This window comes from Roseicyclus marinus (genome assembly GCF_036322625.1).
Classification (GTDB): Bacteria; Pseudomonadota; Alphaproteobacteria; order Rhodobacterales; family Rhodobacteraceae; genus Roseicyclus; species Roseicyclus marinus_A.
Window position 1 is genome coordinate 1,460,821 of the sequence record NZ_AP027266.1, and the last position, 17,904, is coordinate 1,478,724.

Genomic DNA, 17,904 nt, shown 5'->3' on the forward strand with positions numbered 1-17,904 from the left:
GGGCGGAACGGAAAAACCCCACGCCGGTGGCGCGGGGTTCGAGGTTTGTCGCGGTGGGCGTGTGGTCAGAACTGATACCCGATCCGGATCCCGACGGCCAAGGCATCGTTGTTGTTGAAGTTGGCCAGAAGCGTATTGGCGGCATTTGCCGTCTGCGCATCGCCGATCATGGAATACTGGATGCCGCCCGCGATGGACATGGCGCCGACGGTGTATTCGGCACCCAGACCAATCGACAGGCGCCCGTCGGTCGGCCCGAGGTTGCCTGAGAAGCCATCCTGCTCGGCTTCGTAGCCAAGGGTCGCGGAAAGTGCGAGTTCCTCGGTCACGCGGCGCCCGATGCCGATGTTCCACGTCCAGACATCATCCGTGTAGGATACGAGGGATCCGGCGGGATACCTGTTGGGACGGATCTGGAAGCCTTCCCAGTCGGTCCAGCGCACCGAACCGAAAAGCAGGGTCCCTTCGGCGATGCCCGATTGTGCCTCGAGCAGCACGGACTGCGGCATCGTGACCTTGAAGCTCGTCGGGCTGATGTTTGCAGCGGGAACTGGCTGGTTGAGTGCAGCAAGGCCTACGGTCGCAGCCCCTTCGGTACCCGTCAGGGTTGCCTCGATGTCCGAGAAATAGGTCAACGCGACGCGCATCGCGATCTCGGGAATTTCGTAGGCTGCACCGAGCATGTAGCCGTATTCCCAATCGCTTTCGGCACGGAGCGTGTAATTGAAGCCGCCCGCGTTAGAGGTCGCCGCCGAAACGTCGGCTTCGCCCTGAAGACGTAGGGCGCGGATGCCGCCATATGCCGAGACACTGTCGGTCAACTGGTAGCGCAAGGCTGCGGTCACCTGCTGGCTGCGAACCTCGGCGCGCGATCCGGCGAAAGGATAGCCGGTTGTTGCCACTCTGCCCGGATAGGACACATCCGCGCCATAGGGTGCGTCGACGATCAAGGAGAAGGACAGTGTATCGTTGACGTCGTGGTGATAGCCCAGCGTGGCATAGCCGAAGGAGGGCGCAATATCGCCCGAGGGCGTGCCGTTGGAAGCAAGCGCGCCGGAGACGCTTGGGCTTACGTTCGTGTAGCCAAGCTCCACGTAGGTGCCGGATTCGAACAGAATGCTTGTTGTGGTCTGGTTGCGATCAAGCCCACCGGCCTGTGCGATGGCGGTACTGGCCAGAAGCGCCGCGGTGGCGGCTGCGAAACGATACATGGATATCCTCCCCGTGGTCCCGTTCTCTCGTCCTTCTGCGCATAAGCGGAGAGGCGGGGCGGGTGGTCAATTCTTCCGCAGCGTCAAATTGTCGATGGTATCTCCATCATCTTTCGATTGTGTCGGTTCTGCTACACCCTTGGGCTGCGGGCCGCGCGCTGGCTGGTGAGGATGTTGAGGTAGTTGGCCGCAAAGATCAGCGCCGCCCCCAGGATCACGCCCCATTCCAGCGGTTCGGCATAGAGCACAACCCCCACGACCGCGATGGCGGGCAGGCGGGCGAAATCCATCGGCATCACGATGGAGGCGGGCGCGATGGACAGCGCGTTGGTCAGGCAGAAATGGGCGGTCAGACCGCCCAGGCCGATCACGAGAAGCCAGGGCAGCATCGCGGTCGAGGGCAGCGCCATGTCGCCGTCCCAAAGACAGGCGACAAGCCCGATCACCAGTTGCATCGCGGTCAGCCAGAAGAGGATGCAGGTGATCGTCTCGGTCCGGGTGAGCCGCTTGGTGAAGATCGCCGTGGTGGCAAAGAAGATCGCGGCGACGGCGGCGGCGATCATGCCGATGCTGACGGGTTGCGCGCCGGGCTGGACCACGGTGAGGATGCCCACAAAGCCCAAAATCCCCGCCGCGACCTTCCACCAGGTGAGCCTTTCGCCCAGAAACAGGGCGGCCAGCAGCATGGTCCAGAGCGGCGAGGTGAATTCGAGCGCGAAGACAAGCGCGAGCGGGGCCACGGTGATGGCGTAGAACCACAGGTTCTGGCCGGTGAAATGGGCCAGGTTGCGCAGCCAGTGGATGCGCTGGTGGCGCAGCGTGACCTGGTGGAGCGTGCCCGCGAGCCGTGCCACGACAAGCACCACCACAAGCCCGATCATCGAGCGGTAGGTCATCATCTCGAAGGTGTCGAGTTCGAAGGAGGCGGCGCGGCCCGCCACGGCCATGGCCGAAAAGGCCACGATCGCGCCCAGCATCCAGACCGCCGCGCGCAGCGGCTGGTTGGGGGCGGGAGCGACGATCGGGGGGATCGGGGCCGGATTGGGGCTGTCGGTCATGCGCGGGCGCGTCCTGGGATCTGGGGCGGGAAGAGGCCCGCACGGGTCGTCATATGGCGCGGGCAGGTCCAAGGGCCAGTGCGCGAAGGAGCGCGCAGGGGCCCGAGCGGCACGTTACAGGCCATCGGCCTTGGCCCTGTCCCAGAGCGCGTCCATCTCGGGCAGGTCGCTGTCTTCGGGGCGTTTGCCGTGAAGGGCCAGCGCCGCCTCGATATAGGCGAAACGGCGGGTGAATTTCGCATTGGCGCGCCTGAGCGCGGTTTCGGGATCGACCTTGAGGTGGCGGGCGAGATTGGCCATGACGAAGAGAAGATCGCCCATTTCCTCTTCGATCTTGTCCTGGGGGAGGGTGTCGCGCGCTTCGGCCAGTTCGCGGGCCTCCTCGGCGATCTTGTCCACCACATGGCCGATATCGGGCCAGTCGAAGCCCACGCGGGCCGCGCGTTTTTGCAGTTTCTCGGCGCGCATGAGGGCGGGCAGGCCAAGGGCCACGTCGTCGAGCACGCCGCCGCGCGCCTTGGCGGCGCGTTCGGCGGCCTTGACGCTTTCCCAATCGGCGACCTGCTGTTCGGCGGATTTGGCGTTGCTTTCGCTGCCGAAGACATGGGGGTGGCGCGCGATCATCTTGTCGGAAATGGCTGTGGCCACGTCGTCGAGATCGAAGAGCCCCGCTTCCTCGGCCATGCGGGCGTGAAAGACGGATTGGAAGAGAAGATCGCCCAATTCGCCCTTGAGCTCTGCCCAATCCTGCCGCTCGATCGCATCGGCGACCTCGTAGGCTTCTTCGATCGTGTAGGGGGCGATGGTGGCAAAGCTCTGTTCCACGTCCCAGGGGCAGCCCGTGGCCGGATCGCGCAAGGCGGCCATGATCGCGCGCAGGCGGTCGAGCGGGGGCAGGTGGGTCAGGTCATCCATTGCGCGGGCCGGGGCTTTGGGTCAGGGATGGTCCGGTTAGACAAAAGCCTGCGCAAGGAGTCCAGCCATGCCGATCCTCAACCGCATCGCGGGGCTGCATCCGCAGATGACCGAATGGCGCCGCCACCTGCATGCCCATCCCGAGATCGGGTTCGCCTGTCACGAGACGGCGGCTTTCGTGGCCGCGCGCCTGCGCGAGATCGGGGTGGACGAGATCCACGAGGGGATCGCCGAGACAGGCATCGTCGCCATCATCGAGGGGCGGGGGCCGGGGCCGGTCGTGGGCTTGCGCGCCGACATGGATGCGCTGCCCATGGAGGAGCGGACGGGATTGCCCCATGCCTCGACGATTGCGGGGCGGATGCATGCCTGCGGCCATGACGGGCATACCGCGATGCTTTTGGGGGCCGCGGCCTACCTGGCGGAGACGCGGAATTTCCGCGGCAAGGTCGCGCTGATCTTTCAACCCGCCGAAGAGGATGGCGGCGGCGCGGGGGTCATGGTGGCCGAAGGCATGATGGAGCGCTTCGGCATCGCGGAGGTCTATGCGCTGCACAATGTGCCGGGGCTGGAGCTGGGCCGCGTGTTGACCACGCCCGGGCCGATCATGGCGGCGGTCGATGAATTCACCATCCGGATCGAGGGGCGCGGCGGACATGGCGCGATGCCGCACGAGACCGCCGATCCGATCCCGGCGGCGGTGTCCATGGTGCAGGCGATCCAGACCATCGTGTCGCGCAACCACCATGCGATGCAGGAGCTGGTCGTGTCGGTGACCCAGATCCATGCGGGCACGACCGACAACGTGATCCCCGGAAGCGCGATGATCAACGGGACGGTGCGGACCTTTGACCCTGAGGTGCAGGCAATGGTGATGCGCCGGATGGAGGAGATCGTGGCGGGCCAGGCGGCGAGTTTCGGGGTCGAGGCGGCGCTCGATTACGCAGTGGGCTATCCGGCGACGGTGAACGATCCCGCGCGCGCGGCTTTCGCTGCCGAGGTGGCGGGCGAGGTCGTGGGCGAGGCCCTGGTCGAGGGGCAGTCCGGGCGCGAGATGGGGGCGGAGGATTTCGCCTATATGCTCGAGGCGCGGCCGGGGGCCTATCTGTTCCTCGGCGCGGGACCCGGGGCGGGGCTGCATCACCCGGAATTCGAGTTCAACGACGAGATCCTGCCCATCGGCGCGAGCCTGTTTGCGCGGTTGGCGGAACGGGCGGCCCCCATCGGGGGGTGAGGCGCGTCAGAGGCGGCGATCCTTGAGTGAGGGGGCTCTGCCCCGTCGCCAGAGGCGACGATCCTCGAGTGAGGGGGCTCTGCCCCCGTCGCCAGAGGCGACGATCCTTGAGTCAGGGGGCTCTGCCCCCGTCGCCTTTGGCGACTCCCCCGGAGTTTTTCGGCCAAGATGAAGGGGAGCGGTTCTTTTGGGGAGGGTCTCGGGCGGGGCGCCCTTGGGTCTCAGTGATCTTCGGGGCGCAGGTAGCGGCGCATGCCGTAGAGAAGCGGGCTGCCCTCGGGGGTGGTGCGCACGGCCTGGACCGCGCCGATGCAGATGTGATGCGTGCCCACGCGGTCGGCCGAGACGAGGCGGCAATCGAAGCTGACGAGCGCCTCCGACAGGCAGGGCGCGCCGGTGACGAGGGTTTCGATCAGGACGGCGTTGAACTTGTCCCCGCCCGGGGCAGGGCGGCGCGAGGAGAAGACATCGGAAATGTCGGTCTGGCCGGTGCGCAGCACGTTGATCGCGAAACAGCCGTTTTCGAGCACCATGGGCAGCGCCGAGGAGGTGGCGTTGAGGCAGGTGAGCATGGTGGGGAAGGGGCCATCGGCCGAGATCGAGGTCATGGCCGAAACGGTGACGCCTGCGCGGCCCGCAGGTCCGTCGGTGGTGACGACCGAGACGGAGGCGGCGGCCCGGCTCATCCCGTCGAGAAAGGCTGCGCGCAGCGCTTCGGCCTCGGCGGTGGCCTCGGGTTTGGTGTCGATCATGGCCTGTCTCTCCTGCTGCCGCGCGGATTTTGCGCCTCGCGCCGGCGTTCCTGCCTCAAGCGCCAGCTAGGGGCAAGCTCGCGAAAGTCACGGCGGGGATTGCGTTTCTTTTCGCAACGCGGCAGGCCGGAGCGCAGGATGGCTGCCGGGCGGAGGGTCGAGCATGGCACTGGAAGATGCGAAATCCGAGGTGGACGGGGCCTTTGGCCGGTCGGATCTGAAGGGATTGGCCTTCGAGAATGCCTTTGGCGGGGCCACGAGTTTCCTGCGCCGGCGCTACACCAAGGACCTGGCGGGCGTGGACCTGGCCATCACGGGCATCCCGTTCGACCAGGCGGTGACGCACCGGCCCGGCACGCGGTTCGGGCCGCGCGCGATCCGGGAGGCGTCGAGCCTGCAACCTTTCGATCCGCCCTATGGCTGGGACGGGTTTTCGCCGCTGGAGCGCTTTGCCATCGCCGATTACGGCGACATGGCGTTCGATTATGCCCACACCGCCGATGTGCCCGCGCGGATCGAGGCGCATGTGGCGGGCATATTGGCGGCGGGGGCGGGATGCATCGTTCTGGGGGGCGATCATTCGGTGACGCTGCCGATCCTGCGGGCGCATGCCAGGCGGCACGGGCCGCTCGCCCTGATCCAGGTCGATGCGCATACCGATACCTGGCGCGACGACGATCCGGGGCGGATCGATCACGGGACATTCTGCTACACGGCGGTCAAGGAAGGGCTGATCGATGTGGCCCGCTCCGCCCATGTGGGCATCCGCACCGTGGTGGAAGACAACCTCGGGATACATATCCATGACGCGGCCGAGGTGCATGCGCGCGGGGCGGCGGCCATCGCGGAGGATCTGACGGCGCGGGTGGGGGCGGCGCCGGTCTATCTGAGTTTTGACATCGACGGGCTTGACCCGGCCTTTGCACCGGGGACCGGAACGCCGGTCTGGGGCGGGATGTCGAGCGCGCAGGCCGCCGCACTCCTCAGGGGGCTTGCGGGGATCAACCTGGTGGGCGGGGATGTGGTCGAGGTTTCGCCCCCCTATGACCATGGCGCGATCACGGCGGTGGCGGGCGCGCATGTCGCGATGGAGCTGATCTGTCTGTGGGGATGGACGCGGCGTTGAGGATGCTGGACCGACTCGGGCAGGCTGGCTAGACCGATGGCAAGACCAAGCTTTTCGCGGGAGGACAGGCCGGCATGCCGCGACGCCGTGTGACCGATGAAGCGCGTGCGGTGGCGCGCGAGATTTCCTATGCCTCTTCGGCCGCGTCGCGGGGCGGGCGGGCGCTGATCCGCGTGATGGAGAATGCCACGGGCCGCATCAGCCTGATCAAGCGGGCGGAGGGCTATGACGCCGAGGTCGCGCAGGGGCGCGATTTCTGGCAGGTGATCGTCGAGCGTTACGGGCTGGAATTGCGGGTGGTGGGCGGATCGCTCGACCTGATCCCGCGCGAGGGGCCGCTGGTTTTGATCGCCAATCATCCCTACGGCATTCTGGACGGGTTGATGATGGGGCATATCCTGAGCCTTGTGCGGGGGGATTTCCGCATCATGGCCCATCGCATCTTTCGCAAGGCGGAGGATATCAACCGCGTCATCTTGCCGATTTCCTTTGACGAGACAAAGGAGGCGATGGCGCTGAACCTTCAGACCCGGAAGGAGGCGCTGTCCTACCTGGCCGATGGGGGCGCGATCGGGATCTTTCCGGGCGGCACGGTATCGACGGCGGCCCGACCCTTTGGTCGGCCGATGGATCCGGGCTGGCGCAGTTTCACCGCAAAGATGATCGCCAAATCCGAGGCGACGGTCGTCCCGGTCTTTTTCGACGGGCACAATTCGCGGCTCTTCCAGTTGATGAGCCATCTGCACACGACGCTGCGGATGGGGCTTTTGATCAAGGAATTCCGGGCAAGGGTGAACAGCCCCGTGGAGGTGGTGATCGGCGAGCCGATCCCGCGCGCGGCGCTCGAGGCGCATGCCAAGGACCCCAAGGCGATGATGGAGTTCCTGCGCGAAACCACCTATGGCTTGAGCCCGAGACCGCTGGACGGGCGCCAGCGCGGGTTCGAATTCGAGGAACGCCACCGCGACCCCGAGACCCGTCAGGGCCGGAGGCTTGGTGGATTGAAGGACAGATACTGATGGCAGTGGGCATTTTCGACAGCGGCCTTGGCGGATTGACCGTTCTGGATGCGGTGGCGCGGCGGCTGCCCGAGGTGCCCCTGGTCTATTTCGGCGACAATGCCCATGCACCCTATGGCGTGCGCGATGCGCAGGACATCTACGAGCTGACCACCAAGGGCGTGCAGATCCTGTTCGACCAGGGCTGCGACCTGGTGATCCTGGCCTGCAACACGGCTTCGGCCGCGGCGCTGAGGCGGATGCAGGAGGGATGGGTGCCTGCGGACAAGCGGGTGCTGGGCGTTTTCGTGCCGCTGATCGAGGCGCTGACCGAGCGCAAATGGGGCGACAATTCCCCGCCGCGCCCGGTGGCGGTGCAGACCGTCGCGCTGTTCGCCACGCCCGCGACCGTGTCGAGCCGCGCCTTTCAGCGCGAATTGGCATTCCGCGCCATCGGGGTCGATGTCGAGGCGCAGCCCTGCGCGGGCGTCGTCGATGCGATCGAGATGGGGGACATGATCTTGGCCGATGCGCTGGTGCGGTCGCATGTGGAGGCGCTGCTGCGCCGGATGCCCAAACCGCAGGCCGCGATCCTTGGCTGCACCCATTATCCGCTGGTCGAAGAGGTGTTCCGCGAGGCGCTGGGACCCGATGTGGCGGTCTATTCGCAACCCGATCTGGTGGCCGAGGCGCTGGCCGATTACCTTGGGCGGCATCCCGACAAGATCGGGGGCGGGACGCAGTCGAGGTTCCTGACCTCGGGCGACCCGAAATCGGTGTCGAACAAGGCCACGCAATTCCTGCGCCGCAAGATCGAGTTCGAGGCGGCCGATTATTGAGGTCGCGCCCCTGGGGCGTGCTGCGATTTGGCGCGTCCCTCTCGACTTGGCGGGGAAATAGGGTCACACCATATCGGAACCGGCGGGGCAGCGTCGGTCATCGGGGTCGTGCCAGCCCGCAGTCGAGCGAGAGGAGAGCGCCAGCCATGCGTGGCCTGAAGAAACAAAGGCGGATCCAGATCATCATGGCGGCCACGGCCGCCCTTGCGCTGTCGGCGGGGCTGATCGGCTATGCGATGCGCGACGGGATCAATTTCTTTCGTCCGCCCTCGGAGGTGGTGGCCAACCCGCCGCCCGAAACCGAGGTGTTCCGCATCGGCGGCATGGTGGAGGAAGGCTCGCTCGTGCGGGATGCGGGCGAGACGATCACCTTTGTCGTGACCGATGGCGGCGCGTCGATCCCCGTGACCTATACCGGCATCCTGCCCGACCTGTTCGGCGAGGGCGAGGGGATGGTGGGCACCGGGCGGCTGGTCGATGGCACCTTTGTCGCGACCGAGATTCTTGCCCGCCACGACGAGACCTACATGCCCGCCGAAGTGACCGAGGCGCTGGAGGCCGGGGGCTATCGCGGCGATTACAACAGCCGCCCGGACAGCTGACAGCTTAACCTATCCCGGCCAGAAGCGCGGCATTGCCGCCGGCGGCTGTCGTGTCGATGCACAGGTGCCGTTCCAGCGTGAGGCGCAGGGCAGGCTCGGCCTCGGCCACGAGCGGGAGGATCGCGCCCTTGCGCGCGGCCAGGGCCTCTGCATAGGGGCGGGCGGTTGCGGCATCGGCCCACAGGATCACGGCATCGAGCGGTGCGAGATCGATGAGCCATTCGGGCGGCACATGCTCGCCCACGGCCAGCGCCGTGCAGCCTGCAGCCTCGGCGGCGCGTTTCTGCGCCTCTGCCGCCGCGATCCCCGGACCAAGGCACAGGACACGCCCGCGCGGATGGGTGGTGAGCCGGTTCGATTCCCCCGTGGGGCCGGGCAGGCTATGGGCCGAAAGCGTGCGATCACGCGGATCGGGCAGGGCTGCCAGCGCGCGGGCGAGCGTGGCGCGCTCGATGGTCCCCTCGGCAAGACCATGGGCCTTGCCTGCGGGCGCTTGCGTGAAGCGGGGCAGGTAGGCCGGGCCGCCCGCCTTGGGCCCGGTGCCGGAAAGCCCCTCGCCACCAAAGGGTTGGCTGCCCACGACCGCGCCGATCTGGTTGCGGTTGATATAGGTGTTGCCGACACGGATGGCGGCGGCCACCGTCTGGACCCTGTCGTCGATCCGGCTGTGCATCCCGAAGGTCAGGCCGAACCCGCGCGCATTCACATCGGCGATCACCTGTTCCAGATCCTCGGCCCTGTAGGTCGCGATATGCAGGACGGGGCCGAAGATCTCGCGCTCGAGTGCTGCGATGCCGCCGTTGAGCTGCAGGATCGTGGGGGGCACGAAGGTGCCCTGCGACGGCGCGGCCAGTTCGGCCAGAACGCGCCCCTCGGCCCGGGCCGTTTCGATATGGGCGGCGATGCCCGCCTTGGCCCGTTGATCGATCACCGGGCCGATATCGGTCGAGATTGCCCAAGGGTCGCCAAGGCGCAATTCCGCCATGGCGCCGGTCAACATCTCGATCAGGGGGGCTGCCACATCCTCCTGCACATAAAGGATGCGGAGCGCCGAACAGCGTTGGCCCGCCGATTGGAAGGCGGAGGCGATGATGTCGCGCACCGCCTGTTCGGGCAGGGCCGTGCTGTCGACCACCATCGCGTTGAGCCCGCCGGTTTCCGCGATGAGCGGCGCGGCAGGGTCGAGATGGGCCGCCATGGTGCGGTTGATCGCCTGCGCGGTTTCGGTCGAGCCGGTGAAGCAGACCCCCGCGATGCGGGGATCCGAGCTGAGCGCCGCGCCCACATCCGCGCCCCGTCCGGGCAAGAGCTGAAGCGCGTCACGCGGCACGCCCGCCTGATGCAGAAGCGTGACGGCGAGATGCGCGATGAGCCCCGTCGCCTCGGCCGGTTTGGCGATGACGCCATTGCCCGCGGCAAGGGCGGCCGCGATCTGGCCGGTGAAGATCGCCAACGGGAAATTCCACGGGCTGATGCAGGCGAAGGTCCCGCGCGCGGGCGTGGTGAGGCCCTGCGCCTGATCGGCGTAATAGCGCAGGAAATCCACCGCCTCGCGCAATTCGCCGATGGCATCGGGCAGGGTCTTGCCCGCCTCCCGCGCCAGAAGGGCGAAGATCTGGCCGAACTCGGCCTCGTAAAGATCGGCGGCACGGTTGAGCGCTGCGGCACGATCGGCCACGGGCGCGGACCAGGGTCGGGCGCTGGTCAGCGCGGTTTCGATATCGGCAGGGGCGGCAAGGGTCAGGGTGCCGAGCCTGTCATCCCCCCGGGCGGGGTTGGCCAGGGTCCAGACCTCTCCCCCGGCAATTTCGCCCGCCACGAGCGGTCCCGCCGCCCATGTCGCGCCGGCATAGGGGGCGCGCGCCGCCTCGATCCGCGCAAGCGTCACGGGATCGGTCAGGTCGAAGCCCCTGGAATTGACGCGGGCGGGCGCGAACAGATCGGGTGGGGCCGTGACCGCGCGGGCGCGCGCCGTCTCGAGCGCCACGAAAGGATCGCGGGCCACGGTTTCGACGGGCACGGATGCATCCAGCAGCTGGTTCACGAAACTGGAATTCGCGCCGTTTTCCAGCAAGCGCCGCACCAGATAGGCCAGAAGATCACGATGCTTGCCCACCGGCGCATAGATCCGGCAGCGCGGGCCATTGCCCTTGCGCACCAGTTCGTGCAGCGCCTCGCCCATGCCATGGAGGCGCTGGAATTCATAGGCGGTGGGATCGGCCCCCATCTCGAGGATTGCCGCAACGGTGTGGGCGTTGTGGGTGGCGAATTGCGGAAAGATCCGGTCGGTCAGCCCCAGAAGCTTTTGCGCAAGGCACAGATAGGCGGCATCGGTCGCGGGTTTGCGGGTCCAGACGGGGAAATCGCTCAGGCCCGCCACCTGCGCGCGCTTGATCTCGGTGTCCCAATAGGCGCCCTTGACCAGCCGCAGCATGATGCGCCGGTCGTGTTGACTGGCCAGCGCATGCAACCAGTCGATGACCGCGCCCGCGCGCTTGCCATAGGCCTGGACCACCACGCCGAACCCGTCCCATCCGGCAAGTGCGGGATCGGCCAGCGCCGCCGCGATCACGTCGAGCGACAGATCGAGGCGGTCTGCCTCCTCCGCATCGATGCTGAGCCCGATGTGGAGCGCGCGCGCCTCGCGCGCCAGCGCCACGAGGCGCGGCACCAGCTCGGCCATGACGCGGTCGCGCTGGCCCTGTTCGAAGCGCGGGAAAAGCGCCGAGAGCTTGACCGAAATGCCGGGATTGCGGCGGACATCCTGCGCCGCACAGGCGGGCGCAAGCGCCCGGATCGCCCCGCGATAGGCGTCGAAATAGGCGCTGGCATCGCGGGCCGTCATCGCGGCCTCGCCCAGCATGTCATAGGAATAGGCATAACCGCGCCGCTCTTCCACGCTGGCGCGTTTCATCGCCTCGGCCATGCTCTGGCCCAGGACGAAATGCTGGCCCATCTCGCGCATGGCGCGGGCGACGGCGGCGCGGATGACCGGCTCGCCCAGGCGGCGCACGGCCCCTTTCAGAACCCCCGCCATCCCTTCGCCATCTTGCAGCACACGCCCCGTCAGCATCAACGCCCAGGTCGAGGCATTGACCAGCGAAGAGGCGGAATGTCCCAGATGCGCGCCCCATTCGGAGGGCGCGATCTTGTCCTCGATCAACGCATCCATCGTGGCGGCATCGGGCACGCGGAGCAGCGCCTCGGCCAGGCACATGAGCGCCACGCCCTCCTTGGTCGAGAGGCCGTATTCGGCCAGGAACACCTCCATCAGGCCCGGGCTGCGATCCTCGCGCAATTGCCCGACAAGCGCCGCGCCGCGCGCCGTGGCCCTCTGGCGCAGATCGGCATCGGGCCCATGGGCCGCGATGAGGGCGGCCAGCGCCTGATCCTCGGGGGCGAGATGGGCGGCGCGGATGGCCGCGCGCAGCGGGGCAAGATCGGGGGCGGGGCGGTCGAGCGGCATGGGAGGGATCCTGGGAAAGAGATGATCCAGAATAGCATTCCGCCTGCAGGCGGTTTTCCTTGAAATGACAGATTTTCAATCTTATCGTCCGATTATACCAAAAATAGCGGGCGAAAGTATGGAAAACCGGATCGACGACAGCCCACTGGACGCCTTCGACCGAAAGCTCTTGGCCGAGGTGTCGCGCAATGGCCGCCTGCCGGTCACGGAACTGGCCCGCCGCATCGGCCTGTCCAAAAGCCCGACGCAGGCCAGACTCAGGCGGCTTGAGGCGCAGGGCTATATCCTGGGCTACCGGGCGCTGCTCGATCCGGCGCGGCTGGACCTCGAACATGTGGCCTTCGTCGAGGTGCGACTGACCGATACGCGTGAACCGGCGCTCTCGGCCTTCAACGCGGCGGTGCGCGATGTGCCCGAGATCGAGCAATGCCACCTGATCGCGGGCCAATTCGATTACCTGATGAAGATCCGCTGCCGCGACATGCGTGCCTATCGCGACATCCTGGCCGAGGTCGTGTCGAACCTGCCCCATGTCGCCTCCACCTCGACCCATGTGTCGATGCAGGCTGTCAAGGACGCGGTGCTTTAACGGTCAATCAAGGTTAACGCGGCCCGCCCCTTCATCTTGGCCAAAAAACTCCGGGGGAGTCGCCTCTGGCGACGGGGGCAGCGCCCCCTAACCAAGGAATCGTCGCCTCTGGCGACGGGGGCAGAGCCCCCTAATCAAGGAATCGTCGCCTCTGGCGACGGGGGCAGCGCCCACTCCACCCTCACAGCCGCGCAAGATGGGAGGCGCATCCCGTCAGGGCCGCGTAATCATCCTTGACCACGAAGACCCCGAATTGCTCCATGAAGCCCGAGAACCGCCCCTTGGCGCGCATCGCTCCCGCCATGTCGAAGGGGCCGAGCCAGGGCGCAAAGGCGCGGGTGACGCCGCCGACGAGGTAGATGCCGCCAAAGGGCAGGTGGTTGAGCGCCAGATCGCCCACGACAATCCCCATCACCTGCACGAAGGCGCGGCCGGTTGCGACTGCCTGCGCCTCACCCTTGTCCAGCCTGTCCATGATGGTGGCAGGCTCGCAGCTCTGCCCGTGCAGGACGCGGTGCAGGTAGCTGATGCCGCGCCCCGACAGCACCTCTTCGACGGAGGCGAAGCCGTGATCCTTGCGCATCGCCTCGACCAGCGCCTGCATCGCGCCGCCGCAGGAGGGCAGGCTGACATGGCCCGCCTCGGAGGGGGGCACGAAACGCCCCCCCGCTGTGTCGAAGACGGGGCAGGCGTTGAACCCCGTGCCCAGCCCCACGACCAGCTTTGCCGCAAGCTCCGAGACGGGGGGCTGCGGCACGATCTCCACCAGGTCGGCGGGGTCGATGTTGCCGATGGCATGGCCCTGTGCCTGGAGATCGTTCAGGACCGCCACCTTGTCGGCGCTGAGGCTTTGGCCGAGGCTTGCGCGGTCGATGCGCCAGTCGAGATTGGTGAGCGTCGCCACCCCGTCATGGACGGGGCCTGCCGCCGCCACGCAGACGCCCGTGATCTGGGTGTCGGTCACGCCCTTTTCGTCGAGGTAGCGGGCCAGCACCTGCGACAGGTCGGCGTGGTCGGCATTGGCGTAGCGCGTGACGGTCGCACGGTCGACCGCGGCCCCGTGCGCCAGCGCGACACGGGTGTTGGTGCCGCCGATATCGGCAACAAGGCTCAAGCCCGTCTCGCCCGTCAGATCGCCCATGCTTTTTCCTGCCCCTCAGCCGCGCCACCAGCGCGCGAGCGCGTGATAGGATGCTTTGGGCGTCCTTGCCAAGCTGTCGAAGTCGACATGGACAAGGCCGAAGCGCTTTTCATAGCCAAGCGACCATTCGTAATTGTCCATGAGTGACCAGACATAATAGCCCGCAACCGGTGCGTCCTTGGCAATCGCTTCCTGCACGGCCTGCAGATGGGCATCGAGATAGGCGATCCGGGCCGCATCGGGCAGATCTTGCGTATCTGGATTGGCCATGCCGTTTTCCGTCACATGGATCGGCAAATCGCCCGAATATTCCGCGGCGTTGCGGATCAGGAAATCGCGCAAGCCCTCGGGGTAGATTTCCCAGCCCATCTGGGTGAGGGGCAGGCGCGTGGGCGCTTCTGCGTAATTGGGCCAGGGGCCATCGGCATGGCGGATGAGCTTTCTTGTATAATAATTCACCCCCAGCCAATCGATGGGGGCGCGGATCGTGGCGAAATCGTCCTGCCAGCCCTTGGGCAGATGCGGTTCCAGCCCCTCGAGCACTTCGGCGGGATAGGCGCCCTTGAAAAGACCGCCGAGGAAGAAGCGGTTGTAGATCGCGTCATAGCGGGTGGCGGCCGCGATATCTTCGGGGGCGTCGCTGGCCGGTGTCGTCCATTCGAAATTGCAGACCGCGCCCAGGTTCGACATGCCCAAGGCCCGCATCACCTCGATCGCGCGGCCATGGCTGACGAGCACATGGTGCATCGCCCGCGCCGTCGCGCGGATATCGCGCAGGCCGGGGGCATGGATGCCGTCGAAATGCGACAGCCAGCCCACGCACCACGGCTCGTTGATGGGGGCCGCCGACCAGATGCGGTCGCCGATCCGCGACATGATCGTGTGGGTATAATCGGCGAACCAATCGGGCATGTCGGCATTGCGCCAACCGCCCCGGTCGGCCAGGGCCTGGGGCAATTCCCAGTGGTAGAGGGTGGCGGCAGGCTTGATCCCGCGCGCGAGCATCCCGTCGACGAGCCGGTCGTAGAAATCGAGGCCCTCGGGGTTGGGCTGGCCCGTGCCCTCGGGCAGCACCCGCGCCCAGCTGGTGGAAAAGCGATAGACATCCGCGCCAAGGTCCCGGATCAGGTCGAGATCTTCCTCCCAGCGGTGGTAATGGTCGCAGGCGCGCGCGCCATGTTCGGCCCGCACGACATTGCCGGGCGTGGCCGCGAAACTGTCCCAATGCGTGGGGCCCGCGCCGCCAAAGCCATGCCCCTCGATCTGGTAGGACGAGGTGGCGACCCCGAACAGGAAGCCTTCGGGGAAATCCTTGCGCCGGAACTGCATCTTGGTCCTTTCTCAGCGGGGGCAGGGGCCGGTCGATTGGCCGACCGTCAGATCCACATCCCACAATTCCTGAAGCGGCGGCTGGTTCGGATCGCGGATCAGGTCGATCAGCATCTCCGCACAGCGCCGTCCCGCCGCCCGGATCGACGAGCGCGTGGCGGTAAAGGCCTGTCCGCCCACATCGTTGTTGAGATAGCTCAATTCGTCGTCGTGGCAGATGACCGACAGGTCGCGGCCCAGCCGCAGCCCCCGGTCGGCCGCCGCCCGCCTGATGCCGATGGCGATGATGACCGAGGAGGCAAGGAAGGCCGTGGGCGGTTCGGGCCCGTCAAGCATGGCGCTGGCCGCGAGATAGCCAAAGCTTTCGGTCATCGCGTCATGGGCGATCAGATGGGGCAGGGGGGCAAGGCCGCGGGCCTCATGCGCCTCCGTGTAGCCCTTGAGGCGGCGTTGGGCGAAATCGAAATTCGCCTGACCGTTCAAGAGCGCGATCCGGGTATGGCCCAGATCGAGCAGGAAATCGGTCGCCCTGCGAAAGGCACGGATATTGGCGATGTCGAGCCAGCTGTAGCCCTTGGCGTCGCCTGTCCGGCCATGGACCAGAAAGGGCAGGTCCAGTTCCTTGAGCAAAGCGATGCGGGGGTCGTTGTCTTGCGGGGCCTGCACCATCACGCCATCGACCGAGCCATTGGCAGCGAGCTGGCGAAACGCCTTGTCCGTGTCGCCGTCGGTGACCATGGACAAGAGCAGGTCATAGCCTTCGCGGGCATAGACCTCGCCCGCGCCGATGAGGAAATCGGCAAAGATCGGGTTCACCATTTCAGCCCGCCCGGTCAGCGGGATGACATGGCCGATGGTCATGGCGCGGCCGGTGGCGAGCCTGCGGGCGCGGCTGTTGGGGGCGTAATGCGCGGCCTTGGCGGCGGCCAGAACGCGGGCGCGGGTTTCCTCGCGCACTTCGGGATAGCCGTTCAGCGCGCGGCTGACGGTGGTCTGGCTGAGGTTGAGGGCTGCCGCCAGCTCCTTGAGATTCATGTGAAAGATCGGCCAAAGCGGTTTGAATTCCGACCGAAGCTATCGCCCTGTCGCGGGCGATGTCAAAGATTCTAAAGCGCCCAAAAATGCTGCACCTGCAAAGATTGTTCAATTTTTTCGGGGCGGATGATTGGCGGATTGACAGACTCGCTTGCTTTCGAAACTGTGGAGGCAACCCAAAGCGCTTTGAAACATCTTGCGCCTGGGGTAACGAAACGGCCGGTGTGTTCGGCCGATCTGGGAGGAAAAAATGAAACGCAGTCTTTACGCGAGCGTTGCGGCGCTGGCGATTTCGACCGTCGCCGCGCAGGCGCAGGACCTGGTCTTTGCCCCCGGCGAGGGTGGCTTCAACTGGTCCAGCTACGAGGAATTCGCAGCGGCCCATGACCTGACGGGCCAGACCGTCACCGTCTCCGGCCCCTGGCTGAGCGGGGACCGGGACCTGGTGAATTCGGTCTTTGCCTATTTCACCGCCGCCACGGGTGCGACGGTCGAATACAATGGCTCGGACAGTTTCGAGGCCGAAATCCGGCGTGCCGCGCAGACCGGCGGCCTGCCCAATATCGCCGTGATCCCGCAGCCCGGTCTTTTGGCGGATCTGGCGCGTGGTGGCTCGGTCGCGCCCCTCACCGCCGATGACGCGGCCTGGGTCGAGGCGAATTACGCCGCCGGCCCGTCCTGGGTGGCGCTGGCGACCGGCGAGAATGCGCAGGCGGGCGGCACGGCGCTGAACGGCTTTTTCTACAAGGTCGATGTGAAATCGCTGGTCTGGTATTCGCCCGCCGTGTTCGAGGAGCTGGGCTTCGAGATCCCGACTACGATGGAAGAGCTGATCGCGCTGTCGGATGCCGCCGTCGCGGAAGGCATCGCGCCCTGGTGCATCGGCATCGGGTCGGAGGCCGCGACCGGCTGGCCCGCCACCGACTGGGTCGAGGATATCATGCTGCGCACCCAGCCGCTCGATGTCTATGACCAGTGGGTCGCCAACGAGATCCCCTTCACCGACGAGCGCATCGTGGGGGCGATCGAGACGTTTGGCTCCTTTGCCCGCAACGAGGCCTATACCGGCATGAGCCCGTCGCAGGTGGTCGCCACCGATTTCCGTGACAGCCCCGATGGTGTCTTCTCGGTTCCGCCGACCTGCCTGATGCACCGCCAGGCGTCGTTCATCCCGACCTTCTTCCCCGAAGGCGCGGATTTCGACTTCTTCTACTTCCCGCCCTTCGCGAGCGAGGATCTGGGCAGCCCGGTGCTGGGTGCCGGCACCGTCTGGGCCATCACCGAGGACAGCGAGGCGGCCCGCGTGATGATCGAGTTCCTCAAGACGCCGATCGCGCATGAGATCTGGATGGCGCAATCGGGCTTCCTCACCCCGCATTCGGGCGTCGATCCTGCGCTCTATGGCGATGACACGCTGCGCGGCATGGGGGAAATCCTGCTCAACGCGACCTCGTTCCGCTTCGATGCCTCGGACCTGATGCCGGCCGAGATCGGCGCGGGCGCCTTCTGGACCGGGATGGTGGAATACCTGCGCACCGGTGACGCGGCCGGCGAGGCGCAGCGCATCCAGGATGCCTGGGACGCGATCCAGTAAACGGATCCCATGATC

At 66.6% G+C, this 17,904-nt stretch carries 15 protein-coding genes; 7 read left to right on the forward strand and 8 right to left on the reverse strand.

What is annotated here, in order from left to right:
* Positions 1-65: 65 nt before the first annotated feature.
* The 3 genes from AABA51_RS06990 to mazG all read right to left on the reverse strand — a co-directional run bounded on the left by AABA51_RS06990 (position 66) and on the right by mazG (position 3,184).
* On the reverse strand, positions 66-1,211 hold the full coding sequence (locus tag AABA51_RS06990; protein WP_338275830.1) for an OmpP1/FadL family transporter: 1,146 nt from the start codon (positions 1,209-1,211) through the stop codon (positions 66-68).
* 131 nt (positions 1,212-1,342) lie between these two features.
* A complete protein-coding gene (locus AABA51_RS06995; RefSeq protein ID WP_338275832.1) occupies positions 1,343-2,269 on the reverse strand; it encodes a DMT family transporter in 927 nt (308 codons plus the stop codon).
* Positions 2,270-2,383: 114 nt separating this feature from the next.
* Complete coding sequence (mazG, locus tag AABA51_RS07000) at positions 2,384-3,184, reverse strand: nucleoside triphosphate pyrophosphohydrolase (protein ID WP_338275834.1); 801 nt, start codon at positions 3,182-3,184, stop codon at positions 2,384-2,386.
* Positions 3,185-3,251: 67 nt separating this feature from the next.
* Here mazG and AABA51_RS07005 point away from each other — a divergent pair, with 67 nt between their 5' ends.
* Entirely contained in the window at positions 3,252-4,418 is a 1,167-nt protein-coding gene (locus AABA51_RS07005) for a M20 aminoacylase family protein (protein ID WP_338275835.1), read from the forward strand.
* A 221-nt stretch (positions 4,419-4,639) separates the two neighbouring features.
* Here AABA51_RS07005 and AABA51_RS07010 read toward each other — a convergent pair whose 3' ends face one another.
* Positions 4,640-5,170 carry a flavin reductase family protein gene (locus AABA51_RS07010; protein WP_338275838.1) on the reverse strand — a complete coding sequence of 177 codons (531 nt, stop codon included), beginning with the start codon at positions 5,168-5,170 and terminating at the stop codon, positions 4,640-4,642.
* A gap of 163 nt (positions 5,171-5,333) precedes the next feature.
* Between AABA51_RS07010 and speB the strand changes: the two genes are divergently transcribed.
* The 4 genes from speB to ccmE all read left to right on the forward strand — a co-directional run bounded on the left by speB (position 5,334) and on the right by ccmE (position 8,735).
* Complete coding sequence (gene speB / locus AABA51_RS07015) at positions 5,334-6,296, forward strand: agmatinase (protein WP_338275840.1); 963 nt, start codon at positions 5,334-5,336, stop codon at positions 6,294-6,296.
* A 74-nt stretch (positions 6,297-6,370) separates the two neighbouring features.
* Positions 6,371-7,315 (forward strand): lysophospholipid acyltransferase family protein, encoded by a 945-nt coding sequence (locus AABA51_RS07020; protein WP_338275844.1) that lies wholly within the window; start codon positions 6,371-6,373, stop codon positions 7,313-7,315.
* A complete protein-coding gene (locus tag AABA51_RS07025; protein ID WP_338275847.1) occupies positions 7,315-8,133 on the forward strand; it encodes a glutamate racemase in 819 nt (272 codons plus the stop codon). Before AABA51_RS07020 ends, AABA51_RS07025 begins: the two co-directional genes overlap by 1 nt.
* Before the next feature lie 146 nt (positions 8,134-8,279).
* Positions 8,280-8,735 carry a cytochrome c maturation protein CcmE gene (ccmE, locus tag AABA51_RS07030; RefSeq protein ID WP_338275850.1) on the forward strand — a complete coding sequence of 152 codons (456 nt, stop codon included), beginning with the start codon at positions 8,280-8,282 and terminating at the stop codon, positions 8,733-8,735.
* A gap of 4 nt (positions 8,736-8,739) precedes the next feature.
* Here ccmE and putA read toward each other — a convergent pair whose 3' ends face one another.
* On the reverse strand, positions 8,740-12,201 hold the full coding sequence (gene putA / locus AABA51_RS07035) for a bifunctional proline dehydrogenase/L-glutamate gamma-semialdehyde dehydrogenase PutA (RefSeq protein ID WP_338275853.1): 3,462 nt from the start codon (positions 12,199-12,201) through the stop codon (positions 8,740-8,742).
* A 118-nt stretch (positions 12,202-12,319) separates the two neighbouring features.
* On the opposite strand from putA, the gene AABA51_RS07040 reads away from it, so the two are divergent.
* Positions 12,320-12,790, forward strand: a complete 471-nt coding sequence (locus AABA51_RS07040) for an Lrp/AsnC family transcriptional regulator (protein ID WP_338275856.1) — start codon at positions 12,320-12,322, stop codon at positions 12,788-12,790.
* A gap of 181 nt (positions 12,791-12,971) precedes the next feature.
* Here AABA51_RS07040 and AABA51_RS07045 read toward each other — a convergent pair whose 3' ends face one another.
* The 3 genes from AABA51_RS07045 to AABA51_RS07055 are packed head-to-tail and all read right to left on the reverse strand — an operon-like array spanning position 12,972 to position 16,295.
* A complete protein-coding gene (locus AABA51_RS07045) occupies positions 12,972-13,931 on the reverse strand; it encodes a glucokinase (protein ID WP_338275859.1) in 960 nt (319 codons plus the stop codon).
* Between the two features lie 15 nt (positions 13,932-13,946).
* Complete coding sequence (locus tag AABA51_RS07050) at positions 13,947-15,260, reverse strand: GH1 family beta-glucosidase (RefSeq protein WP_338275864.1); 1,314 nt, start codon at positions 15,258-15,260, stop codon at positions 13,947-13,949.
* A gap of 12 nt (positions 15,261-15,272) precedes the next feature.
* A complete protein-coding gene (locus AABA51_RS07055; RefSeq protein ID WP_338275867.1) occupies positions 15,273-16,295 on the reverse strand; it encodes a substrate-binding domain-containing protein in 1,023 nt (340 codons plus the stop codon).
* Between the two features lie 250 nt (positions 16,296-16,545).
* Between AABA51_RS07055 and AABA51_RS07060 the strand changes: the two genes are divergently transcribed.
* Positions 16,546-17,889: an ABC transporter substrate-binding protein gene (locus tag AABA51_RS07060; RefSeq protein ID WP_338275869.1), complete on the forward strand. Its 1,344-nt coding sequence runs from the start codon at positions 16,546-16,548 to the stop codon at positions 17,887-17,889.
* Positions 17,890-17,904 lie beyond the last annotated feature (15 nt).